Here is a 21,382-nt window from a genome sequence, read left to right on the forward strand (position 1 = left end):
TACCGAGCCCGTCTACGCGCGCAGCGACCTCAAGCTCCGGTACCTGTTGTCGCTCACCTTCACTCCGCTCTTCCTGCTGGGTCCCGGCCGATGGCAACCCGCAGGCGTATGACCTACCGAGGAGAGACCGCCGCCACCGCCCCGCCCGCCGCCCCGGTGCCCGCCGACCGGCCGGAACCGTGGCTGTTCGTCCGCCCCGGCACGCCCCCGGTGGACGGCCCGGCGGGCGCCGTGCTGTTCGGACGCGACGGCACGCTCCTCCAGAACGTCGCCTACAACGGCGATCCGGCGATGGTCCACCCGATGGCCGGCATCCGGGCCGCCCTGACGGCGCTGCGCGCAGCCGGCTTCGCCGTCGGCGTCCTGAGCAACCAGCCGGGCGTCTCCCGCGGGCTGCTCGGACGCGGGGAGGTCGTGGCCGTGCAGGCCCGGGCCGAGGCGCTGCTGGGCCCGATCGACGTGTGGGCGGTGTGTCCGCACGCGGCGCACGACGGCTGCGCCTGCCGGATGCCCGCCGGAGCCCTGGTCACCGCCGCGTGCCGGGCGCTGCGGCTGCCGCCCTCACGGGTCACGGTGATCGGCTGCGAGGACACCGTGATCGCCGCCGCGCTCGCGGTCGGCGCGCACGCCATCAGGGTCCCGGAGGCCGGACGGCCGCTGGACGACCCCGGCGCGCCCTGCACGCTGACGGCCTGTCGGAGGGCCGGCGGCCCGGAGGCCGCGGCGGACCTGCTCCTGCGGCGCTGACCCGCACCGGCCGCACACCCCTCCCCGCGCCGCGATGAGCACCGCCCCCGACATCGGCCCGGCCCCGACATCGGCCCCGCCTCCGACATCGGCCCCGCCTCTGCGGCCGGGCCCGCCTCCGCGACCGGGCCGCAGCGGGACGCAGCAGGCCCGCCGGAGCGGCCCACGGGATCGGCCGGTCACCGCCCCGCCCCGCGCCCGGAGCGCCGACATTCGGCCCACGGCGCGCGCATGGCCGGGCGGGCCTCGGGTACCCGCCCGGGCTCCGCGACCTTCTCCGAAGGAGACGCCTGATGAGCTCGTTCAGCCCCATTGACGTCCAGAAGGCCCTGCGGGGCGTCAACTACCCGGCCGACCGCGACGACCTCGCCGAGGCCGCGCGCTCCAACGGAGCCGACGACGCCCTGGTGGAGCGCATCTCCGGGCTCGACCAGAAGAACTTCGACGGCCCGAACGAGGTCAGCAAGGCCCTCTTCAAGGACGGCTGACCCCCTCCGTGGCCGGCGCCCGGGGCGGTCCGGCCACGCCTCCCCCGACCCCCTCTGCCCCGTCGGCCCGGCGGGCCCCGCCACCGGGCCGGCGCCGAAGGAACGGCCATGACGAGTCCCGAGTCCCGTACCGGCGGCACCCGCGCGCCCCGGGCCGTCGTCACCGGAGGAGCCGGCTTCGTCGGCTCCCACCTGTGCACGGCGCTGCTCGACCGCGGCTACCGGGTGCTCTGCGTGGACGACTTCTGCACCGGATCGCCCGAGAACGTCGCCCACCTCATCGGCGGCGACGGGTTCGAGCTGTGCCGGGCCGACGTGTCCGAGCCGTTCGATCCGCCCGGTCCGGTCGACCTGGTCTGCCACCTGGCCTCGCCCGCGTCCCCGCTGGACTACCTCCGGTTGCCGGTGCACACGCTGGAGACCGGCAGCCTCGGCACCCGCAACGCGCTCGCCCTCGCCCGCCGGCACGGCGCCCGCTTCCTGCTCACCTCGACCTCCGAGGTCTACGGGGACCCGCTGCAGCACCCCCAGACGGAACGCTACTGGGGCAACGTCAACCCGGTCGGCCCGCGCAGCGTCTACGACGAGGCGAAGCGGTTCTCGGAGGCCATGACCACCGCCGAGGCCACCGCCAACGGCGTGGACACCGCGATCGTGCGGCTCTTCAACACCTACGGCGCCCGGATGCGGGCCTTCGACGGCCGGGCGGTGCCGACCTTCATCCGCCAGGCGCTGGCCGGCGAGCCGCTGACGGTGACCGGCGACGGCCGGCAGACCCGGTCGCTGACCTACGTGGACGACACGGTGGCCGGCCTGCTCGCCATGATCGCCTCCGACCTGTCCGGGCCGGTGAACATTGGCAACGACACCGAGCTCACCATGCGCGAACTCGCCATGCTGATCATCGAGTTGACCGGCTCCACGTCCGAGCTCCGGTTCATCGAGCGGCCGGTCGACGACCCGGCCGTCCGCCGACCGGACATCACCCTCGCCCGCGACAAGCTCCAGTGGTCGCCGCGCACGCCCGTGCGCGAGGGCCTGGCCCGCACCATCGCCTGGTTCCGGCACCACGACTGACCGGTTCCGACCAAGAGGAGTCCGACACATGCGCGTCCTCGGCATCAACGCCCTCTTCCACGACCCGGCCGCCGCCCTCGTGGTGGACGGCCGCACGGTGGCCGCCGCGGAGGAGGAACGATTCTCCCGGCGCAAGCACGGCAAGCGGCCGGTCCCCTTCTCCGCCTGGGAGCTGCCCCAGCAGGCCGCCCGCTGGTGCCTGGCCGAGGCCGGGCTGCGCCCGGCCGACCTCGACCTGGTCGGCTACTCCTACGACCCCTCGCTGGCCCGCCCGGCGCGCGAACTCGGCCTCGACGACCCGTGGGACCACCTGCGCCAGCAGTACGCCCGCCTCGCGCCGACCTTCCTCGCGGACGCCCTGCCCGGCCTGGACCCGTCCGTCGTGCGCTTCGTCCCGCACCATTTGGCCCACGCCGCCTCCGCGGCGCTGGCCGTCGACGGCGCGGGGGACCCGTGCTCGGTGCTGGTGCTCGACGGCCGCGGCGAGTCCGCCTCCCACCTGGCCGCCCGCCGCACCGGGCGGCAGATCGAACCGCTCGCGGCCCAGCGGCTGCCGCACTCGCTCGGCCTGCTGTACGAGGAACTCACCGCCCACCTCGGCTTCCAGCGCTCCAGCGACGAGTACAAGGTGATGGCGCTCGCCTCCTACGGGTCCCCGCGGATGCTGCCCGACCTGCGCCGGCTGGTCCACTCCACCGGCGACGGCGGCTTCCACGCGGACCGGGTGGTGTGGGAGCGCTTCGCCCCCGCGCTGGCCCCCGGGCACAGTTGGACGCGCGACCACGCCGACCTCGCCTGCTCGGCCCAGCGGCTGCTGGAGGAGGTCCTGCTGGACCTGGTCCGCTGGCTGCACGGCCGCACCGGCGACCGGCTGCTCACCATGGCCGGCGGCGTGGCGCTGAACTGCGTCGCCAACTCCCGGATCGCCCGGGAGGGCCCGTTCGACCGGGTCTGGGTGCAGCCCGCCGCGGGGGACGCCGGCACCGCCCTCGGCGCCGCCCTCCACCTCGCCGCCAGTGGCGGGGAGCACACCGCCGCCATGCCGGGCGCCGCACTCGGCCGGGGCTGGTCCGACGAGGAACTGGAGGCCTGGCTGCGGCGGGCGGCCGTCCCGTACGAGCGGCCGCCGGACATCGCCCGCACCGTCGCCGAGACGCTGGCGGCGGACGGCATCGTCGCCTGGTTCCAGGGCCGTTCGGAGTACGGCCCGCGGGCCCTCGGCCACCGCTCGCTGCTGGCCCACCCGGGGCGGGCGGAGAACCTGGAGCGGCTCAACGACGTCAAGGGCCGCGAGCAGTTCCGCCCGGTCGCCCCGATGGTGCTCGCCGAGCGCGCCGGGAAGATCTTCGACGGCCCGCTGCCCAGCCCGTACATGCTGTTCGTGCACGAGGTCCGGCCCCAGTGGCGGGACCGCATCCCGGCGGTCGTGCACGTGGACGGCACCGCGCGGATCCAGAGCGTGGACCCGGAGGACGAGCCGCTGGTGGCCCGGATGCTCACCGCCTTCGAGGAGGCCACCGGGCTGCCGGTGGTCGTGAACACCAGCCTCAACACCGCCGGACGGCCCATGGTCGACGACCCGCGCGACGCCCTGGAGTGCTTCGGCTCCGCCCCCGTCGACCTGCTGGCGCTCGGCCCGTTCGCCGTCCGCCGCGGCCGGATGTTCACGGCGGGTGAGCGGCCGTGACCGCCCCGTACGCCGTGGTCGTGCCCACCATCGGCCGACCGGAACTCAACGCCTGCCTGGCCGCACTCGCGGCGAGCCGGGGCCCCGCGCCCCGGCACGTCGTCGTCGTGGACGACCGCCCGCTGTCCGACTGCACCCCGCTGGACCTCACGGTGCCCGCCGCGCTGCGCGACCGGCTGACCGTCCTGCCCGGGTGCGGCAATGGGCCCGCGGCGGCCCGCAATACCGGCTGGCGGGCGGTCCGCGAGCCCTGGGTGGTGTTCCTGGACGACGACACCGTGCCGGGCCGTTCCTGGGCGGCCGAGCTGGCCGCCGACCTCGACTCGGCCGCCCCCGGCGTCGCCGCCGTCCAGGGCCGGATCGTCGTCCCGCTGCCCGGCGGGCGGCGCCCCACCGACTGGGAGCGCACCACGGCCGGCCTGGCCGACGCCCGCTGGATCACCGCCGACCTCGCCTGCCGCCGGGCCGCGCTGGTGGCCGTCGGCGGCTTCGACGAGCGGTTCCGGCGGGCGTTCCGGGAGGACGCCGACCTCGCCCTGCGGCTGATCGGGGCCGGCTGGGAGCTCACCCGGGGGCACCGCAGCACGGCGCACCCCGTCCGGGCCGCCGATCCCTGGGTGTCCCTGCGCGCCCAGGCGGGCAACGCCGACGACGCGCTGATGGTCCGCCTCCACGGCCGGGACTGGTGGGAGCGCGCGGGCGCCGAACGGGGCCGGCTGCGCCGACACGCGGCGGTCACGGCCGCGGGCCTGGCCGCGGTCGTGCTGCCGCTGTTCGGGGCCAGGCGGGCCGCCGGGGCGGCGGCCTGCGCCTGGCTGGTGGGCACCGCCGAGTTCGCCCTCGCCCGGATCCTGCCGGGCCCGCGGGCGGCCGCCGAGATCAGCGCGATGCTCCGGACCAGCGCGCTGATCCCGCCGGCCGCCGTCCGGCACCGGCTGCTGGGCGCGCTGCGTCACCGGAATGCGCCGCCCTGGTCGGCCGCGACGGCGCCCGTCCGGCCCGCCGACGCCCCGGCCGCCGAGCTCCAGGGCTGACCGCTGACCGCCGACCGGGCCGGGTCCGCGCCCCGCCGCGCTGCTCACGGCCCGTCACCGGAACCGGGAGAGCCGCCGGCCCGACGTTTGGTTCCGGCGGCCCCGGACACCCGCCCGGGCATGTCGAACCTCTCCCGTGAACGCGGCTCCTCCGCACGACCGGCTCCGTGGCTGTTCCGGCCCGGACCGGACCGGCGCACGCCGACCGCCGTGCGGACGCCCGCCGCGGTGCTCTTCGACCGGGACGGCACCCTGGTGGAGGACGTGCCGTACAACGGCGATCCGTCGCTCGTCCGGCCGATGCCCGGGGCCGCCCGGGCGCTCGACCGGCTGCGGGCCCGCGGCGTGGCGCTCGGCGTGGTCAGCAACCAGTCCGGGGTGGCCCGGGGCCTGCTGACCCGTCAGGCGGTGGCCCTGGTCCGCGAGCGGATCGAGCAGCTGCTCGGGCCGTTCGACGTGTGGGCGGTCTGCCCGCACGGACCGGACGACGGCTGCGAGTGCCGCAAGCCCGCTCCGGGGCTGGTGTTCGCCGCCTGCGCGGCGCTCGGCGTCCCCCCGCACCGGGCCGTGGTCATCGGCGACATCGGCGCCGACGTCGCGGCGGCCCGCGCCGCCGGGGCCCGGTCGGTGCTCGTCCCGACGCCGGCCACCCTCGCCCCCGAGGTCGCCGGTGCCGGGCGCACCGCCCCCGACCTGCCCTCGGCCGTCGACCTGGTGCTCTCCGAGGCGGACGGCCCCGGGGGGCACCGGTGAGCACCCTGGTGGTCCGGCTCGACAGCCTCGGTGACGTCCTGCTCGCAGGGCCGGCCGTGCGGGCCGCGGCCACCGGCCCCGACCCGGTGGTCATGCTGTGCGGTCCGCAGGGCGCGCCCGCGGCCCGGCTGCTGCCGGGCGTCGACGAGGTGCTGGTGTGGGACGCCCCCTGGGTGAGCGTCCCGGCTCCTCCCGTGCGCAGGGCGGACGTCCTACGGACCGTCACCGCGATCGCCCGTCACCGCCCGTCCCGCGCCCTGGTCCTGACCTCCTTCCACCAGAGCCCGCTGCCCACCGCGCTCGTGCTGCGCCTGGCCGGCGTGCCCTGGATCGCCGCGGACAGCACGGACTACCCCGGCTCGCTGCTGGACCTGCGGCACCGCCGGGCGCCCGGGCGGCACGAGGCCGAGGCCGCGCTCGACCTGGCCGAGGCGGCGGGCTTCCGCCTCCCGACCGGGGACGACGGCGCCCTGCGGACCCTCCCGCCGCCCGACACCCGCCCGCTGACCGGCCCCGAGCCGTACGTGGTGGTCCACCCGGGCTCGGCCGCCCCGGCCCGGGCCCCGGGCACCGCGCTCGCGGCCGAGGCCGTCGAGGCGCTGGCGGAGTCCGGCCGGCGGGTCGTGGTGACCGGCCACCCCGGCGAGCGGGCGCTGACCGCCGCGGTGAGCGGGCGCCACGGCACCGACCTCGGCGGGGCCACCGACCTGCCCGGGCTGGCCGGGGTACTGGCCGGGGCGGACGCCGTGGTGGCGGGCAACACCGGCCCGGCGCACCTGGCGGCCGCCGTGGGCACCCCCGTGGTCTCGCTGTTCGCCCCGGTGGTGCCCGCCTGGCGCTGGCGCCCGTACGGGGTGCCCTGCGTGCTGCTGGGCCGCCAGGACGCGCCGTGCGCCGACACCCGGGCCCGGGTCTGCCCCGTCCCCGGACATCCCTGCCTGTCCGGGCTGACCGGCTCGGACATCGCGGCGGCCGTCGAGCGGCTGCTCGCCGAGTCGCCCCGCGCCCACCCCGACCTCCGGGCGGTGATCCCGTGAACATCCTGCTCTGGCACGTGCACGGCTCCTGGACCACCGCGTTCGTCCAGGGCCCGCACACCTACCTGATCCCGGTCCTGCCCGACCGCGGGCCGGACGGCCGGGGCCGCGCCCTGACCTACGACTGGCCCGGGAGCGTGCAGGAACTCAGCCCCCGCCGGCTCCGGGACACCCCGGTGGACCTGGTGGTCCTCCAGCGCCCGCACGAGGAGGACCTCGTCCGGCGCTGGCTGGGCCGGCGCCCGGGCCGGGACGTCCCGGCCGTCTACCTGGAGCACAACGCCCCACCGGGGCCGGTGCCCGACGCCCGGCACCCGATGGCCGACCGCACCGATCTGACGCTGGTGCACGTGACCCACTTCAACCGGCTCTTCTGGGACAACGGGCGCACGCCCACCACCGTCATCGAGCACGGCATCGTCGATCCGGGCCACCGCTACACCGGCGAGCTCCCGCGTGCCGCCGTGGTCGTCAACGAGCCGGTGCGGCGCGGACGGACCACCGGTACCGACCTGCTGCCCGAACTGGCCGGCGCCGCGCCGCTGGACGTCTTCGGCATGCGGACCGAAGGCCTGGCCGAGCACCTGGGCCTGCCTCCCGCCCGGTGCCGCACCGCCGACCTGCCGCAGGCCCGTCTGCACGACGAGCTGGCCCGCCGCCGGCTCTACCTGCACCCGGTTCGCTGGACCTCGCTGGGCCTGTCCCTGCTGGAGGCGATGCACCTCGGCCTGCCCGTGGTGGCCCTCGCCACCACGGAGGCCGTCGCGGCGGTCCCGGAGGGCGCGGGGGTGATCTCCACCCGGCCCGAGGAACTCGCCCGGGCCGCGCGGCACTACGTCGCCGAGCCCGAGGCCGCGGCCCGGGACGGCGCCCTCGCCCGGCGGACCGCGCTGCGGCGCTACGGACTCCACCGGTTCCTCACCGACTGGGACCGACTGATCGAGGAGGTGACGGGCTCATGAGAAGCCTGCGGATCTCACTGGTCTCCGAGCACGCCAGTCCACTGGCGGTACTCGGCGGCGTCGACGCGGGCGGCCAGAACGTCCACGTCGCCGCGCTCGCCGCCGGCCTCGCCAGGCGCGGCCACCGCGTCACGGTGCACACCCGCCGCGACGATCCGGACCTGGACCCGCTGGTGCCCTTCGGGCCGGGCGTCGTGGTGCACCACGTCCCGGCCGGGCCGCCCCGTCCCCTGCCCAAGGACCAGCTGCTGCCGTACATGCCGGCGTTCGGCGACCGGCTCGGCGAGCACTGGGGCGCCGAGCGCCCCGACGTCGTCCACTCGCACTTCTGGATGTCCGGCCTGGCCTCCCTGCTCGGCGCCTCGGTGTGCGACGGGAGCGCCGGCGCGGGCCCGCCGGTGGTGCACACCTACCACGCGCTCGGCACCGTCAAGCGCCGCCACCAGGGCGCCGCCGACACCAGCCCGCCCGGCCGGATCGCCATCGAGACGGCCGTCGGCCTCGGCGCCGCCCGGATCGTGGCGACCTGCCGCGACGAGGTGGGCGAACTCCAGGCGATGGGCGTCGACCCGGAAAGGTCCCGGATCGTGCCCTGCGGGGTCGACACCCGCCGCTTCAGCCCGGACGGGCCGGTCGCCGAGCGCTCCGGACGTCCACGGCTGCTCCAGATCGGCCGCCTCGTCCCGCGCAAGGGCGCCGACACCGCGATCCGCGCCCTGGCCGCGCTGCCGGGCGCCGAACTCCTGCTCGCCGGCGGCCCGCCGGCCTGGGAGCTCCCGCACGACCCGGAGGCCGGACGGCTGCGCGACCTGGCCCGGGCGCTCGGGCTCGGCGAGCGGGTGCGGCTGCTCGGCGGGGTCGCCCCGAGCGACATGCCCGCGCTCATCCGCAGCGCCGACCTCGTCCTCTGCCCGGCCCGGTACGAGCCCTTCGGCATCGTCCCGCTGGAGGCCATGGCCTGCGGGGTCCCGGTGGTGGCGACCGCCGTGGGCGGGCAGCTCGACACCGTCCTCGACCACCGCACCGGGCGCCTCGTCGCGCCGGACCGGCCCGCCGAGCTCGCCGAGGCCTGCGCCCACCTGCTCGCCCGGCCCGGACTGCGGGCCGCCTACGGGCGGGCCGGCCGGAAGCGGGCCCTGGATCACTTCGGGTGGGACCGGATCGCCGCCGCGACCGAGCTGGTCTACCGGGAACTCCTGGACCGGTCCGGGTCCGAACGGTCCGTCCACCCCGTGGAAGGAGCACTCCGATGAACCCCCTGAACGGCCGTGACCGTCTGGACGACCCGCTCGGCGACCGGCTGGGCGGCCCGCCGACCGACCCCGTGGACGGCTCCTCGAAGGACCCCGACCGGCTGAACGGCAGCGAGCCGATGAACGGCGCCGCCCCGCACGCCGGCGGGCCCGCCCCCGCCCCGGCCGACATCGCCGCGGACCGCGCCCGCGCCGCCCGGCACTGCCTGTCGCTGGAGAACGCCCTGGCGCGGCTGCGCTCCGACGGGCTCGCCGCGCTCACCCGCTGGGGCCGGGACCTCGCCGAGCTGCTGCCCCGCGGCGGGCGGCTCCTGGTCGCCGGGAACGGCGGCAGCGCCGCCCAGGCCCAGCACCTGTCCGCCGAACTCGTCGGCCGCTACTGCGAGGAGCGCCCGCCGTTCTCGGCCATCGCCCTGCACGCCGACACCTCCAGCCTGACCGCGATCGGCAACGACTACGGCTTCGCCGACGTGTACGCCCGCCAGGTCACCGCCCACGGCCGGCCCGGCGACGTGCTGATGCTGATGTCGACCTCCGGCCGCAGCCCGAACGTGCTCGCCGCCGCCGAGGCCGCCCACGCCGCCGGCCTGCGCGTCCTCGCGCTCACCGGGCCGCCGCCCAACCCGCTGGCCGACCTGGCCGACGACTTCCTGGCCGTCCGCTCGACCCGCACCGCCACCGTCCAGGAGGTCCACCTCGTCGCGCTGCACCTGGTCTGCGAGGCCTTCGACGCCGCCCTCGCGCGCCCGGACGGCTCCGCCCGGACGGACGGCGTGCGGCGGTTCCCGGCTGCGGCTGCGGCCACTGCTGCTGCCTCGGCCGCGACCTCGGCGTCCGTCGGAAGGAGGACGGCATGAACGGGCCGCTGGTCGTGGTGGGCGACGCCCTCCTGGACCGGGACATCGACGGCGACGCAGGACGGCTGACGCCCGACGCCCCCGCGCCGGTGGTCGACGTGACCGCCGAGCACGCCCGGCCCGGCGGAGCGGGGCTCGCCGCCCGCCTTGCCGACCGGGCCGGAGCGGACGTGCTGCTGGTCACCGCGCTCGGCGAGAGCGCCGCCGCCGAGACCGTCCGCGCCGCGCTCGCGCCGGAGATCGGCCTCGCCGAACTCCCCCTGGACGGCGAACTGCCGGTGAAGACGCGGGTCCGGGCCGGCGGACGCCCGCTGGTCCGGTTCGACCGCGGCGGCGGCACGCCCGGCACGGCCGGCCCGCACGTGCGCCGGGCGATCCGGGAGGCCGGCGCCGTGCTGGTCGCCGACTACGGCAACGGCACCGCCCGGGCCCTGCGCCCCCTGCTCGCCGAGGCGGCCCGCCGGGTACCGGTCGTCTGGGACCCGCACCCGCGCGGCGGCCCGCCCGTGCGCGGCGTCCGGCTCGCCACCCCCAACGGGGCCGAGGCCCGCCGGGTCATCCACCGGGCCGACCCGCCCGGCCCCGCGGGGGCGCTCGCCGGCGACCTGCTGCGCGCCTCCCTGCTGGCCCGGCGCTGGCAGGCGGCCGCCGTCGCGGTGACCCTCGGTGCCCGCGGCGCGGTGCTCAGCCGGGGCACCGAGAACCCGCTGGTGCTGCCCTCGCCGTTCACCGCGCACGGCGATCCGTGCGGCGCCGGGGACTGCTTCGCCGCCGTGGCCGCCGCCGCCCTCGCCGCGGGGGCGCTGCCCGAGGAGGCCGCCGGACGGGCGGTGCTCGCCGCCGCCGACTTCGTCGCCCGGGGCGGCGCGAGCGACCCGGCGCTGTGGTCCGACGCGCCGGCGCCGGAGCCGGGGCCCCACCGGGACGCCCGGGCCCTCGCCGAGGCCGTCCGTGCCCGCGGCGGCACGGTGGTGGCGACCGGCGGCTGCTTCGACCTGCTGCACACCGGACACGTCTCGCTCCTGGAAGCGGCCCGCCGCCTCGGCGACTGCCTGATCGTCTGCCTGAACTCCGACGCCTCCGTGCGGCGGCTCAAGGGGCGCGGACGCCCCATCAACCCCGCCGCCGACCGGGCACGGGTGCTCGCCGGGCTGAGCTGCGTGGACGCCGTCGTGGTCTTCGACGAGGACGGCCCGCAGGAACTGCTGGCCGGGCTGCGGCCGCACGTGTGGGTCAAGGGCGGCGACTACACCGTCGGCACCCTCCCCGAGGCGGCGGTGCTGCGCGACTGGGGCGGCCAGGCGGTCGTCCTGCCGTACGTCGCGGGCCACTCCACGACCGCCCTGGCGGGGCGCGCGGCCCGGGCCGCCGCCGTCGTCGCGGACGGCGCCGTGGGAGCCGAGCCGTGACCGGTCGGCCCGGCGGGGACGGGGCCGTGACCAGCGGCCCCGGCGTCCTGGTGCTGCGCGCCCTGGGCCTCGGTGATCTGCTCACCGCCGTTCCCGCGCTGCGGGCGCTGCGGCGGCACCTGCCCGGCCACCGCATGGTCCTGGCCGCACCCGCCGCCCTCGCCGACGCGGTCAGCGCGATCGGTGTGGTGGACGAGCTGCTGCCCGCCGGCGGACCGGACCGGGCCGTCCCGGCCGTCCTCGACTGGTCCGGCCCGCCGCCCGACCTCGCCGTCGACCTGCACGGCAACGGCCCGCCCAGCCTGCGGGTGCTCACCGAGCTGCGGCCGGCCCGCCTGATCGCCTTCCACCACCCGAGCCGCCCCGGTGTCGCGGGGCCGGCCTGGCGGTCGGACGACGGCGAGCGCGCACGGTGGTGCCGGCTGCTGCGCTGGTACGGCATCCCCGCCGATCCGGACGACCTGCGGGTGCCGGCGCCGGACCGGCCCAGTCCGGCGCCCGGGGCCGTCGTCCTCCACCCCGGCGCGGACCACGGTTCGCGCCGCTGGCCGCCCGAACGTTTCGCGGCGGTCGCCCGGGCGCTGCGCGCCCGGGGGCAGCCGGTGGCGCTGACCGCCGGCCCCGCGGAGCTGCCCCTGGCCCGGGCCGTCGCCGAACTGGCCGGGATGCCGCCGTCCGCCGTCCTGGGCGGCCGGCTGTCCTTCCCCGACCTGGCGGCCGTGCTCGCCGGCGCCCGGGCCGTCGTCTCGGGCGACACCGGCCCCGCGCACCTGGCCACCGCCCTCGGCACCCCGTCCGTCACCCTGTTCGGCCCGCTCTCGCCCGCGCTGTGGGGGCCGCCGGACTCGCGGGCGCACCGCGCGCTCTGGCACCCGGGCCCGGCCGACGGGCTGCGCCCGGGCGACCCGCACGCGGACCGGCCGGACGTGCGGCTGCTGCGGATCACCCCGACCGAGGTCCTGGACGCCCTGGCCGCGCTGCCGCCCCGATCCTCGGTCCGCCACTCCCCCGGAGCACCGCCGTGACCTCTCCCGATCTCGGCGTCGTCGTGATCACCCGCAACCGCCGGGCGCGGCTGCTCGCCAGCCTGGACCAGCTCACGGCGCTGCCCGAGCACCCGCCCGTGCTGGTGGTCGACAACGGCTCCGACGACGGCACCGCACGCGCGGTGCGCAAGCGCCACCCCGGCGTCCGGGTCATCGCCCTGCGCCGCAACCTCGGCGCGGCCGCCCGCACCGTCGGAGCCGCCGCCCTGTCCACCCGGTACGTCGCGTTCAGCGACGACGACTCCTGGTGGGAGCCCGGCGCCCTCGCCACCGCCGCCCGCCTGCTCGACCGGCACCCCCGGCTGGCCCTGCTCACCGGAGCCACCCTGGTCGGCCCGGCCGGTCGACCGGACCCGATCAACGCGGACCTGGCCGCCGGACCGCTCGGTACCGAGCCCGACCTGCCCGGCCCGTCCGTCCTCGGCTTCCTGGCCTGCGCGGCCGTGGTGCGCCGCGAGGCGTTCCTGTCCGTCGGCGGCTTCGACCGGCTGCTGCACTTCGGCGGTGAGGAGGAGCTGCTGGCGCTCGACCTCGCGGCCGACGGCTGGGGCCTGGCGTACTGCCCCGAGGTGGTCGCCCGCCACCACCCCGCGCCGGACGGCCGCTCGGGGCGGGAGGCCCGCCAGCTGCGCAACACCCTGCTCACCGACTGGTTGCGGCGCTCCCGGCCGGTGGCGCTCGGACACACCGCCGCACTGCTGCGCGCCGCCCCGCGCTCGCCGGTGGCGCGCCACGCCCTGGCCTCCGCCCTGCCCCGGCTGCCCGCCGCCCTGCTGCGCCGCCGGGCGGTGCCGCAGCGGGTGGAACGGGCGGCCCGGCACCTGGACCGGCTGCCCGTGCCGGAGCGTCCCGTACCGGCCCCTCCCGTTCCGGACCCTCCCCCGTCGAGCGCTCCCGCGCCGAGCCCCGCGCCGCAGGGCCCGGCTGCGCCCGATCCCTCGCGGCCCGCCGGGGAGCCGGTCACCGTCGTCGTCATCACCCACAACCGCCGCCGTGAACTCCTGCACACCCTCGACCGGTTGGCGGAGCTGCCCGAGCACCCGCCGGTCCTGGTGGTGGACAACGGCTCCACCGACGGCACCGCACGGGCGGTGCGCGACCACCCCGGCGGCGCCCGGCTGCTGTCCGCCGGGCGCAACGCGGGCGCCTGCGCCCGCAACCTGGCCGCCCGGGAGGTCGGTACCCGCTACCTCGCCTTCTGCGACGACGACACCTGGTGGGAGCCGGGCTCCCTGGCGGGGGCGGTCCGGCTGCTGGACGCCCACCCGCCGGTCGCGGCGGTCACCGCGCGGATCGTGGTGCACGACCGCGACCGCCCGGACCAGCCGCCCCGGGAGGACCCGATCGTCGCCGAGCTGCGCAACTCCCCGTTGCCCCGGCCGGATTGGCTCCCCGGCCCGGCGCTCGGCTCCTTCCTCGCCGGAGCCACCGTGCTGCGCACCGACCTGTTCCGCACGGCCGGCGGCTTCTCCCCCCGGCTGTGGCTCGGCGGCGAGGAGGAGCTGCTCGCCGCCGACCTCGCGGCCGCCGGCCACTGGCTGCTGTACGCCGAGGACCTGACGGTCCATCACCGCCCCTCGCCGGCGCGGGACGCGACGCTGCGCCGGCGGCACGGGATCCGCAACACCCTCTGGTTCACCTGGCTCCGGCGGCCGCTGTGGCGCGCGGCGCGCCGCACCCTCTTCCTGGCCCGTTCGGTGCCGCGGGACGCGGTGTCCGTCCGGGCCTTCGCGGAGGCCGCGGCCGGAACGCCGTGGGTGCTCCGCGAACGGCGGGCCGTACCGCCCCGGGTGGAGCGGGCGCTGCGGACCCTCGAGGGCCCGCAGCGCACCTCCCGGGCCCGGCGCTACGTCGGCTGACCACGTCCTCGCCGCGGCCGTCGGCGGCGCCGGCGGCCCGGGTCAGCCGACGGCGCCGGCCCGGGCCCGCAGGGCAGAGTCGATCCCCTTCAGGAACTGTTCCAGGTCCCCGGGGTTGCGGGAGGTGATCAGCCGCCACTCGTTCGCGTCGTCGGTGACCAGGGGTTCGTCCGCCCAGGTCGCGCCGGCGTTGGCGAGGTCGGTGCGCAGCGAGGGGTACGAGGTGAGCCGCTTGCCGTAGACGACGCCTGCCTCGGCCAGCAGCCAGGGTCCGTGGCAGATGGCGGCAACGGGCCGGCCGGAGTTGGTGAAGGCGAGCACCAGGGCCACGGCCTCCTGGCGCAGCCGGAGGGTGTCCGCGTTGATCGTGCCGCCGGGGATGAGCAGCAGGTCGTACTCGGCGGGGTCGACCTCGCCGAGGGTGTGGGTCGGGCGCACGGTCTCGCCCGGGTCCTTGTCCCCGACCAGGGTCTGGATGTCGTCCCGGTCGGGGGCCGCGATGTCGACCTGGACGCCGTCGTCGCGCAGGTGCCTCAGGGGGACGAGGAGTTCGTCCTGTTCGACGCCGTAGTTCGTCACGATCGCGAGGACCTTGGTGTGGTGGGTCATCTCTCCTCCTGGTCATCCGTTGTCATCGGCGGGTGTGGCGGGCGCCGGCCGGGCACCGGTGTCCGCGCCCCGGAGGTCGGCGGGTACCCTGCCCGCCCGGGGGCATGCCGGATTGGCCGGATCCGATCCGGGTAGCCGCGCCGTACCGGCGGGCCGAGGGTGCCCGCCCCGAACCACCGGAGACCGTGGTGAGCATCAGACGAAGGTCCTGGGCCGTGACGATGCACGCGAGGGCCGGGCACCGGCAATCCGCGCCGGACGGTCCCGACCGCCACTCCGTGGCGAACGGCGGCGGCCCGTCGCGGCCCCGTCCGTCGGTCGCCGAGGCCCCGGCCGCGGGCCGCCGGGCCGAGAACGAGCCGGACGACCAGCCGGAGCCCCCGGCGGCGGACGCGGCAGCACCGTGAGGACCGACCCATGACAGAACCCCGAACCGTGACGGTGGTCGGCGCGACCGGCCGCCAGGGCGGCGCCCTCGCGGCCGCGATCCTCGGCGAACCCGCCGGTGACTTCGCGGTGCGCGCCGTCACCCGGCACCCGGAGTCGCCCGCCGCGCGGGCGCTGGAGCGGGCGGGCGCCGAGGTCGTCCAGGCCGACCTGGACGATCCCGAGAGCCTGGCCCGGGCGTTCGAGGGCGCGTACGGCGCGTACCTGGTGACGAACTTCTGGGAGCACATGTCCGCCGAACGCGAGAAGGCCCAGGCCGAGGCCCTCGCCCGGGCCGCCGGGCACGCCGGTGTGCGGCACGCGGTCTGGTCGACGCTGGAGGACACCCGGGCGTGCATCCCGGTCGACGACGACCGGATGCCCACCCTCCAGGGCCGCTACAAGGTGCCGCACTTCGACGCCAAGGCGGAGGCCGACCAGTACTTCGCCGATGCCGGGGTGCCGACCACCTACCTGCGTCCGACGTTCTACTGGGAGAACCTGCTCGGCCCGTTCGCCCCCCGACGCGGCGAGGACGGCGGCCTGCAGCTGGCGCTCCCGATGGGCACGAGCCGGCTGGCCGGCATCGCCGTCCAGGACATCGGGCGCACCGCGCTGGCGATCCTGCGGCGGGGCTCCGACCTGATCGGCGCCACCGTGAGCATCGCGGGCGAGGCGCTGACGCTCATCGAGATGGCGGTGGCCATGTCGAAGGTCCTCGGCGAGCAGGTGACGTACCGGCCGGTGACCCCGGACGCGTTCCGGGCCGGGGACTTCCCGGGGGCGACGGAGGCCGGCAACATGTTCCAGTACTACGCGGAGTGCGAGCGGACCTTCCTCGCCCCGCGCGACCCGGGCGCCGCCCGGTTGCTCGATCCGCAGCTCCAGGACTTCGCCGACTGGCTGACCGCCCACCGCACGGAACTGCGTGCGGCCGTGGACGGGTGAGCCCGTCCGCCGGGTCCCGTCACCGTGCGTTTCCGGGCGCGCCCACCGGGCAGGCGCGCCCCCCCAGAGGGGACCCGACGAGCGCGTGGAGGAGACATGACCCAGAAGATCAGGGACGTCATGACCGCCGGTCCGGTGACCGTCCCCCGGCTGTGCTCGGTCCGGGACGCGGCCCGGTTCATGCGGGACAGCGCCATCGGTGACGTCCTGGTGGCGGACGGCGACGAGCTGTACGGGCTGCTGACCGACCGCGACCTGGTGGTCCGGGTGCTCGCCGACGGCAAGGACCCGGACAGCACGAACGCCGGTGACGTCTGCAGTGCCGAGCTGGTCACCGTCGCTCCCGGCGACGACGTCCGGCAGGCCGTCGACCTGATGCGGCAGCACGGGCTGCGCCGCCTTCCCGTGGTGGAGGACGGCCGGGCGGTGGGCGTGGTCTCGCTCGGCGACCTCGCGCTGGACCGCGACCCGGAGTCCGCACTCGCGGACATCAGCGTGGCGGATCCCAACACCTGAGCCGCACCACCTCAGCCGCACCGAGCGGATCGCGCGTCGGCCCCGGACCACCGGGTCCGGGGCCGTGCCGTGTCGTCCTTCCCGGCCGCCGTCCCTCCCGCCGCCGTTCCTCCTGTCGGCTGCCGTCGTCCCTCGCCGCCTCAGTCGCCCTCGTTCTCGTCCCCGTCGGCGCCCGCCGGCCCGCCGTAGCGCGCCTGCCACTCGCGGGCCCGGGCGTTGTGCCACTCCACGCCCTGCTCCGCCTGGTGCTCGGACAGGCCGCTCAGCCGGGCGACCACGCTCAGCGGCATGGGTTGGTCGCAGTCGGCGAGCGCCCGGCAGACCTTTCCGGCCCACTGTTCCTCGGGGACGAAGGGGCGCTGCCGGTAGTGCTCGACCAGGACGGCCAGGTGGTCCACGGAACAGGCGGTGAGCACCCGTTTGCCGTCGAGGTCCGAGTCGGTGGGGTGCAGCGCCGAGGAGTCCGGCACCAGGGCGCCGAGCAGCTCGGCCGCGGCGACGACCCGTCCGCACTCGTCGCACAGGTCGAACGCGTCGGTGTCGTCGGCGGGCGGGCCCTCCGGCGGTGGTCCGGTGTCCTCCATGCCCGCGCGCCTACCCCGGGCGGGCGGGGCCAACCCGGGCGGTGTGAGCGGCATCCGGCGGGTAGGCGCAGGGGCGGCCCCGGAGGACGGGGCCGCCCACGGCAGGGAGGAAGCCATGAACGGATCGCCGAAGGAACGGCCGCTGCACGACATGGGCGGCGCGATCGGTCCCGCGGACACGGGCGGGGCACGGTCCGCCGAGGAGGAGGAGCAGGGCCCCGAGCGCCGGCCGTCGCCGATCGGCAAGGGCGGGACGCCGAACGTCGCCGGGAGCGGGGAGCAGCAGCCGGAGATCGCCGAGGGGCCGGTGCCCGGCGTCCAGCCCGGCGAGGAGTACGGCGGGCCGCCGCGCCGGGAGCCGGTCGCCGTCGACCCGCCGGCCGGAGCGAGCCGCGCCACCGGTGACGCGTCCTCCGAGCCGGTGCCGGACCCGTCCGATCCGGTGCCGGAGCCGGAACGGGGGCACCACGACCCCGCGGCGGAGCCGGAGGACGAGGGCATCCCCGACCTCCAGGACGGCTCGCCCGCGCGGGAGTGGTCGGAGGACCCCCAGGTCGAGGCCGTGCCCGGGGACACCCCGGTGGCTGCGGAGTCGTTCGGCACTACCGGCGCCGAACAGGCCGAGGGCGAGTCGCTGGACGCCCGCCTGGCCCAGGAGGAGCCGGAGACGGACGAACGGACGGCCGTGGCGGGCGTGCCCGAGGACGCCGCCGGGCGGCTGGACCTCCCGGATCCGCACGGTGATCTGCGCGGTGAGGCCACCGGGGACACGGCGGGCCTGTCGGCCGAGGAGGAGGCGGTGCGGATCCGCTCGGACGGCGGGGAATTTGGCGCCGAAATGGACCAGCCGGAGGACCTGCGGGACATCCCGGGCATCGAGGCGCCGGAGTCCGTCGAGGGCAGGACCGGCGGCGCGGGCGCCGCAGGCGGGAGCGCCGGGGACGGCACGGACGGCGAGGACGCCGAGGGCGACCGGCCGCCGCGGCGCTGAACCGCCCCGCGGCATGCGCGAGCGGCTCCGGTCCACCGAAGGACCGGAGCCGCTCGCGGCGCACCGGATGGGGGTCAGCCGGGGGTGATCCGGCCCCGCCAGCCGCCCTCCTCCCGGCCGCGCTGCTCCATGAACTCCTTGAAGCGCCTCAGGTCGCCCTTCACCCGCCGGTCGACCATGCCCATGGCGTCGGCGGCCTTCTCGGCCATGCCCTCGGGCCGGAAGTCGATGGCCATGTTGACGCGGGTGTGCTGGTCGTCCAGGCGCTCGAAGGTGACGACGCCCTTCTGGTTCACGTCGCCGTCCGTGGTGCGCCAGGCGATCCGCTCGTCGGGCAGCTGGTCGACGATCTCGGTGTCGAACTCGCGGCTGACGCCGCCGATGCTGGTCCGCCAGTGGTTGTGACGGTCGTCCAGCTGAGTCACCGAGTCGACGCCCTCCATGAACCGCGGGAACTCCTCGAACAGCGTCCACTGGTTGTAGGCGGCGTGCAGCGGGACGTCGACCTCGACGGACTCCTTCACCATGCTCATCCGGGCCTCCTCGGGAGCTGCGGCCGGGTCGTTCCCGGCCGACCGCGCGTGTGCCCCGTCCACCCCGGCGTAACCATCCCACCGGGTCCGGTCCGGTGGCCGCCCGCCGTGTCCCGGGTTTGCATGAGATGACCCAGCCCCGAGACCCGGAGGTCGCCGTGTACGAGATGTGGGCCGAGCACGACCCGGCAGTGACGCCGCCCGGACTGGTGTGGCACGTGGTGGCGAAGGACGACGCCACCGCGTCGCTGTGCGGGCGGGTCCTGGAACCCTCGCAGCGGGTGGTCCCGACGGACGACGGCAACGGCCCGCCGCTGCCGGACCGGTACTGCGACCCGTGTCTGGTCACCGTCAGGGAGACGCTCGCCGAGGCCGGCAGGTGACGGCCCGGCCGCCCCGGGCCGAGTGGGCCGGACGGACCGGACGGGCGGGGCGGACGGGATGCACCGAGCGGTGGTCGGGCTGCCGGCCGGATCGCCGACCTGACCATGGCTCCGGCCACGGGCCGAGCCATGGGTCGGGCCGTGGGTCAGGCCAGCATCACGATCATCGCGACCAGCATCGCGGACACCAGCACCGCCAGCAGCACGATCAGGACGGCGGGCCAGGCCCCCCAGGCCCGCCGCACTTCCACCGGCTCCGGATGGGAGATGCCGGAGATTCCCCCCTCGGCCGGCGGGGTGTCGCCGCCGGGCAGGGCGCCGTGTTCGTCCAGCGCCGGAGTGCGGTCGGGATCGGGATCTGGAGTGGCCATGATGTCATCCCAGGTGGTAGCGGCTGCGACACCCGGCGGCTGCCCGTGGTGGGCGGGCGGAAACGCTCCCGTCCCCGGGGAATCCCGGGCCGCGGGTTTGGCCGGACGGCGTTCGGCTAGCCGCCCCGGTATGGACGCCTCTTCTCTGCAATCCCACCCGTGGTCCCGGCGGCTGCGCCGCGCCCTGGACGCGCCGGCGCACTGGGAGTTCCTGGACTCCCCGGCCGGGCCGCTCGCCAACGCGGCCGAGTCCCTTCCGCTCGGGCCCTACCGGGACGCCCTGCACGGGGTCTGGCTGGGCCATCCCCTCCACCCGGCGCTGGTCCAACTGCCCCTCGGCTGCTGGACGTCGGCGGCGCTGCTGGACTTCTCCCCGGGCGGCCGCCGGTCGGCCGGCGTCCTGGTGGCGGCGGGCCTGTCCGCGGCCGTCCCGGCCGCCCTCGCGGGCTGGGTGGACTGGGCCCGGCTCGACCCGCCGCGGCGGCGCACCGGGCTGGTCCACGCACTCGCCAACACGACCGGATTGCTGCTGTACGGCGGCTCGCTGCTGGCCCGCTGCCGCGGCCACCGCGCCCGGGGCCGGCTGCTCGGCCTGGCCGGGCTGACCGCCGTCTCGGTCGGCGGGGTGCTCGGCGGCCACCTGTCCTACCGGCAGGCCGCCGGACCCGACCGGACCGCCGCCGTGCCCCGGCTGGCGCCGGCGGACTGGGTCGCGCTCGGCCCGGTCGAGGAGTTCCCCGAGGGCGAGCCCGTCCGCCGCAGCGCCGGTGAACTCGCCGTGGTGGTCGTGCGCGACGGGGACGAGTTCCACGTCCTCGCGGACCGCTGCGCCCACCTGTCCGGGCCGCTGTCGGAGGGCACCGTCGTCGACGGCTGCCTGCGCTGCCCCTGGCACGGCAGCGAGTTCCGGCTCCGCGACGGCCAGGTCGCCAACGGCCCCGCCACGGCGCCCCAGCCGGTGCTGGAGACCAGGGTGCTCTCCGGGCACCTGGAGGCGCGGCTGGCGGGAGCCGGCTGACCGTCCGTCACCAGGAGGCACAGGAGGTGGGTGGACCATGTCGACGGACACCCGTGGTGCGCAGGCTCCTGGCGGAGCACGGCCGCACCTACGCCGAGGAGGCGGGCATCACGCTGCAGGACAAGCCGTCGCCGCTGTACCGGCTGCTGGTCCTCACCGTCCTCTGCTCGATCCGGATCAGCGCCGAGACGGCCGTGAAGGCGGCCCGCGAGCTGTCGGCCGCGGGCTTCCGCACGCCGCGCGCGATGGCCGACTCCGGCTGGCAGGAACGGGTGGACGCACTGGGCCGGGCCCACTACGTCCGCTACGACGAGAGCACCGCGACCGCGCTCGGCGAGGGGGCGCAGCTGGTCCTCGACCGCTGGCACGGCGACCTGCGCCGGATGCGCGAGGAGGCCGGCGACGACCCCGGCGCACTGCGCGGGCTGCTGCGGGAGGTGCCGAGGATCGGCCCGGTCGGGGCGGAGATCTTCTGCCGGGAGGTCCAGGTGGTGTGGCCGTGGCTGCGCCCGTACTTCGACGACCGCGCGTGCGGGGCCGCCGAGGAGCTCGGGCTGCCGCACACCCCCGAGGGCCTCGGCCGCCTCGTCCCGCCGGAGGAGTACGCCCGGCTGTCCGCCGCGCTGGTCCGCGCCGGTCTGTCGAAGGGCGCCCTGGCGGAGCTCCGAGCCGCCTGACCGACGTAGCGGTGCGGGTCCGCGCGGGAGTCCGCGTACGGCGCCCACACCTCGTAGCGCGGCATCGCTCAGCCCCTCCTCGTCAGCAGCGCCACCGGCTGGGTCGCGAACAGCTCC

Annotated in this window: 23 protein-coding genes and 1 pseudogene; 20 read left to right on the top strand and 4 right to left on the bottom strand. The window is 77.2% G+C overall.

What is annotated here, in order from left to right; genetic code table 11:
- Positions 1 to 108 precede the first annotated feature (108 nt).
- The 14 genes and pseudogenes from ABT247_RS19440 to ABT247_RS19505 all read left to right on the top strand — a co-directional run bounded on the left by ABT247_RS19440 (position 109) and on the right by ABT247_RS19505 (position 14,209).
- Positions 109 to 747 carry an HAD-IIIA family hydrolase gene (locus ABT247_RS19440; protein WP_350744038.1) on the top strand — a complete coding sequence of 213 codons (639 nt, stop codon included), beginning with the start codon at positions 109 to 111 and terminating at the stop codon, positions 745 to 747.
- A gap of 293 nt (positions 748 to 1,040) precedes the next feature.
- A complete protein-coding gene (locus tag ABT247_RS19445) occupies positions 1,041 to 1,235 on the top strand; it encodes a DUF2795 domain-containing protein (protein ID WP_350744039.1) in 195 nt (64 codons plus the stop codon).
- A gap of 108 nt (positions 1,236 to 1,343) precedes the next feature.
- On the top strand, positions 1,344 to 2,312 hold the full coding sequence (locus tag ABT247_RS19450; RefSeq protein WP_350744040.1) for a UDP-glucuronic acid decarboxylase family protein: 969 nt from the start codon (positions 1,344 to 1,346) through the stop codon (positions 2,310 to 2,312).
- A 28-nt stretch (positions 2,313 to 2,340) separates the two neighbouring features.
- Complete coding sequence (locus tag ABT247_RS19455) at positions 2,341 to 3,999, top strand: carbamoyltransferase family protein (protein ID WP_350744041.1); 1,659 nt, start codon at positions 2,341 to 2,343, stop codon at positions 3,997 to 3,999.
- A complete protein-coding gene (locus tag ABT247_RS19460) occupies positions 3,996 to 5,033 on the top strand; it encodes a glycosyltransferase family 2 protein (RefSeq protein ID WP_350744042.1) in 1,038 nt (345 codons plus the stop codon). The genes ABT247_RS19455 and ABT247_RS19460 overlap by 4 nt, the downstream gene beginning before the upstream one ends.
- A 120-nt stretch (positions 5,034 to 5,153) precedes the next feature.
- Positions 5,154 to 5,786, top strand: a complete 633-nt coding sequence (locus ABT247_RS19465) for a D-glycero-alpha-D-manno-heptose-1,7-bisphosphate 7-phosphatase (protein WP_350744043.1) — start codon at positions 5,154 to 5,156, stop codon at positions 5,784 to 5,786.
- Positions 5,783 to 6,823: a glycosyltransferase family 9 protein gene (locus tag ABT247_RS19470; protein WP_350744044.1), complete on the top strand. Its 1,041-nt coding sequence runs from the start codon at positions 5,783 to 5,785 to the stop codon at positions 6,821 to 6,823. The genes ABT247_RS19465 and ABT247_RS19470 overlap by 4 nt, the downstream gene beginning before the upstream one ends.
- Positions 6,820 to 7,785: a glycosyltransferase gene (locus ABT247_RS19475; RefSeq protein ID WP_350744045.1), complete on the top strand. Its 966-nt coding sequence runs from the start codon at positions 6,820 to 6,822 to the stop codon at positions 7,783 to 7,785. Before ABT247_RS19470 ends, ABT247_RS19475 begins: the two co-directional genes overlap by 4 nt.
- The gene (locus ABT247_RS19480; RefSeq protein ID WP_350744046.1) at positions 7,782 to 9,038 is read left to right on the top strand and encodes a glycosyltransferase; all 1,257 of its coding nucleotides are present in this window, start codon (positions 7,782 to 7,784) and stop codon (positions 9,036 to 9,038) included. Before ABT247_RS19475 ends, ABT247_RS19480 begins: the two co-directional genes overlap by 4 nt.
- 119 nt (positions 9,039 to 9,157) lie before the next feature.
- Positions 9,158 to 9,895 (top strand): D-sedoheptulose-7-phosphate isomerase, encoded by a 738-nt coding sequence (locus tag ABT247_RS19485; RefSeq protein WP_502892468.1) that lies wholly within the window; start codon positions 9,158 to 9,160, stop codon positions 9,893 to 9,895.
- Complete coding sequence (rfaE2, locus tag ABT247_RS19490) at positions 9,892 to 11,304, top strand: D-glycero-beta-D-manno-heptose 1-phosphate adenylyltransferase (RefSeq protein WP_350744047.1); 1,413 nt, start codon at positions 9,892 to 9,894, stop codon at positions 11,302 to 11,304. The genes ABT247_RS19485 and rfaE2 overlap by 4 nt, the downstream gene beginning before the upstream one ends.
- Positions 11,305 to 11,330: 26 nt before the next feature.
- A complete protein-coding gene (locus tag ABT247_RS19495) occupies positions 11,331 to 12,329 on the top strand; it encodes a glycosyltransferase family 9 protein (RefSeq protein ID WP_350744048.1) in 999 nt (332 codons plus the stop codon).
- A 23-nt stretch (positions 12,330 to 12,352) separates the two neighbouring features.
- Positions 12,353 to 12,754, top strand: a pseudogene (locus tag ABT247_RS19500) (glycosyltransferase family 2 protein); the annotation flags it as partial.
- Between the two features lie 570 nt (positions 12,755 to 13,324).
- Positions 13,325 to 14,209: a glycosyltransferase family 2 protein gene (locus ABT247_RS19505; RefSeq protein ID WP_502892469.1), complete on the top strand. Its 885-nt coding sequence runs from the start codon at positions 13,325 to 13,327 to the stop codon at positions 14,207 to 14,209.
- 42 nt (positions 14,210 to 14,251) lie between these two features.
- Here the strand turns inward: ABT247_RS19505 and ABT247_RS19510 are convergent, their stop codons facing one another.
- Positions 14,252 to 14,818, bottom strand: a complete 567-nt coding sequence (locus ABT247_RS19510; protein ID WP_350744049.1) for a type 1 glutamine amidotransferase domain-containing protein — start codon at positions 14,816 to 14,818, stop codon at positions 14,252 to 14,254.
- Positions 14,819 to 15,235: 417 nt separating this feature from the next.
- Here ABT247_RS19510 and ABT247_RS19515 point away from each other — a divergent pair, with 417 nt between their 5' ends.
- Both ABT247_RS19515 and ABT247_RS19520 read left to right on the top strand, forming a co-directional pair.
- A complete protein-coding gene (locus tag ABT247_RS19515; protein ID WP_350744050.1) occupies positions 15,236 to 16,192 on the top strand; it encodes an NmrA/HSCARG family protein in 957 nt (318 codons plus the stop codon).
- A 96-nt stretch (positions 16,193 to 16,288) separates the two neighbouring features.
- Positions 16,289 to 16,708 carry a CBS domain-containing protein gene (locus tag ABT247_RS19520; RefSeq protein WP_350744051.1) on the top strand — a complete coding sequence of 140 codons (420 nt, stop codon included), beginning with the start codon at positions 16,289 to 16,291 and terminating at the stop codon, positions 16,706 to 16,708.
- 140 nt (positions 16,709 to 16,848) lie between these two features.
- Here ABT247_RS19520 and ABT247_RS19525 read toward each other — a convergent pair whose 3' ends face one another.
- Positions 16,849 to 17,292 carry a hypothetical protein gene (locus ABT247_RS19525; protein ID WP_350744052.1) on the bottom strand — a complete coding sequence of 148 codons (444 nt, stop codon included), beginning with the start codon at positions 17,290 to 17,292 and terminating at the stop codon, positions 16,849 to 16,851.
- 115 nt (positions 17,293 to 17,407) lie between these two features.
- On the opposite strand from ABT247_RS19525, the gene ABT247_RS19530 reads away from it, so the two are divergent.
- Positions 17,408 to 18,283 carry a hypothetical protein gene (locus ABT247_RS19530; RefSeq protein WP_350744053.1) on the top strand — a complete coding sequence of 292 codons (876 nt, stop codon included), beginning with the start codon at positions 17,408 to 17,410 and terminating at the stop codon, positions 18,281 to 18,283.
- A gap of 74 nt (positions 18,284 to 18,357) precedes the next feature.
- Here ABT247_RS19530 and ABT247_RS19535 read toward each other — a convergent pair whose 3' ends face one another.
- Complete coding sequence (locus tag ABT247_RS19535; RefSeq protein ID WP_350744054.1) at positions 18,358 to 18,816, bottom strand: SRPBCC family protein; 459 nt, start codon at positions 18,814 to 18,816, stop codon at positions 18,358 to 18,360.
- 128 nt (positions 18,817 to 18,944) lie between these two features.
- Between ABT247_RS19535 and ABT247_RS19540 the strand changes: the two genes are divergently transcribed.
- The gene (locus ABT247_RS19540) at positions 18,945 to 19,199 is read left to right on the top strand and encodes a hypothetical protein (protein ID WP_350744055.1); all 255 of its coding nucleotides are present in this window, start codon (positions 18,945 to 18,947) and stop codon (positions 19,197 to 19,199) included.
- Positions 19,200 to 19,345: 146 nt separating this feature from the next.
- Here ABT247_RS19540 and ABT247_RS19545 read toward each other — a convergent pair whose 3' ends face one another.
- Positions 19,346 to 19,570, bottom strand: coding sequence for a DUF6480 family protein (locus ABT247_RS19545; RefSeq protein WP_350744056.1), 225 nt, complete (start codon positions 19,568 to 19,570; stop codon positions 19,346 to 19,348).
- 130 nt (positions 19,571 to 19,700) lie between these two features.
- On the opposite strand from ABT247_RS19545, the gene ABT247_RS19550 reads away from it, so the two are divergent.
- Together ABT247_RS19550 and ABT247_RS19555 are read left to right on the top strand one after the other, a co-directional pair.
- Positions 19,701 to 20,588 carry a Rieske (2Fe-2S) protein gene (locus ABT247_RS19550; RefSeq protein WP_350744057.1) on the top strand — a complete coding sequence of 296 codons (888 nt, stop codon included), beginning with the start codon at positions 19,701 to 19,703 and terminating at the stop codon, positions 20,586 to 20,588.
- 53 nt (positions 20,589 to 20,641) lie between these two features.
- Positions 20,642 to 21,265 carry an endonuclease gene (locus ABT247_RS19555; protein ID WP_350744058.1) on the top strand — a complete coding sequence of 208 codons (624 nt, stop codon included), beginning with the start codon at positions 20,642 to 20,644 and terminating at the stop codon, positions 21,263 to 21,265.
- Positions 21,266 to 21,382: the final 117 nt, after the last annotated feature.

Source organism: Kitasatospora sp. NPDC001539, assembly GCF_040298565.1.
Lineage (GTDB): Bacteria > Actinomycetota > Actinomycetes > Streptomycetales > Streptomycetaceae > Kitasatospora.

Bases quoted from the DNA above. Each gene is read 5' to 3' on its own strand.
- ABT247_RS19465 (WP_350744043.1), top strand. From the start codon at position 5,154: ATGTCGAACCTCTCCCGTGAACGCGGCTCCTCCGCACGACCGGCTCCG.
- ABT247_RS19515 (WP_350744050.1), top strand. From the start codon at position 15,236: ATGACAGAACCCCGAACCGTGACGGTGGTCGGCGCGACCGGCCGCCAG.
- ABT247_RS19550 (WP_350744057.1), top strand. From the start codon at position 19,701: ATGGACGCCTCTTCTCTGCAATCCCACCCGTGGTCCCGGCGGCTGCGC.
- rfaE2 (WP_350744047.1), top strand. From the start codon at position 9,892: ATGAACGGGCCGCTGGTCGTGGTGGGCGACGCCCTCCTGGACCGGGAC.
- ABT247_RS19485 (WP_502892468.1), top strand. From the start codon at position 9,158: ATGAACGGCGCCGCCCCGCACGCCGGCGGGCCCGCCCCCGCCCCGGCC.
- ABT247_RS19540 (WP_350744055.1), top strand. From the start codon at position 18,945: ATGACCCAGCCCCGAGACCCGGAGGTCGCCGTGTACGAGATGTGGGCC.
- ABT247_RS19525 (WP_350744052.1), bottom strand. From the start codon at position 17,292: ATGGAGGACACCGGACCACCGCCGGAGGGCCCGCCCGCCGACGACACC.
- ABT247_RS19455 (WP_350744041.1), top strand. From the start codon at position 2,341: ATGCGCGTCCTCGGCATCAACGCCCTCTTCCACGACCCGGCCGCCGCC.
- ABT247_RS19545 (WP_350744056.1), bottom strand. From the start codon at position 19,570: ATGGCCACTCCAGATCCCGATCCCGACCGCACTCCGGCGCTGGACGAA.
- ABT247_RS19445 (WP_350744039.1), top strand. From the start codon at position 1,041: ATGAGCTCGTTCAGCCCCATTGACGTCCAGAAGGCCCTGCGGGGCGTC.
- ABT247_RS19480 (WP_350744046.1), top strand. From the start codon at position 7,782: ATGAGAAGCCTGCGGATCTCACTGGTCTCCGAGCACGCCAGTCCACTG.
- ABT247_RS19520 (WP_350744051.1), top strand. From the start codon at position 16,289: ATGACCCAGAAGATCAGGGACGTCATGACCGCCGGTCCGGTGACCGTC.
- ABT247_RS19535 (WP_350744054.1), bottom strand. From the start codon at position 18,816: ATGAGCATGGTGAAGGAGTCCGTCGAGGTCGACGTCCCGCTGCACGCC.
- ABT247_RS19440 (WP_350744038.1), top strand. From the start codon at position 109: ATGACCTACCGAGGAGAGACCGCCGCCACCGCCCCGCCCGCCGCCCCG.
- ABT247_RS19450 (WP_350744040.1), top strand. From the start codon at position 1,344: ATGACGAGTCCCGAGTCCCGTACCGGCGGCACCCGCGCGCCCCGGGCC.
- ABT247_RS19530 (WP_350744053.1), top strand. From the start codon at position 17,408: ATGAACGGATCGCCGAAGGAACGGCCGCTGCACGACATGGGCGGCGCG.
- ABT247_RS19510 (WP_350744049.1), bottom strand. From the start codon at position 14,818: ATGACCCACCACACCAAGGTCCTCGCGATCGTGACGAACTACGGCGTC.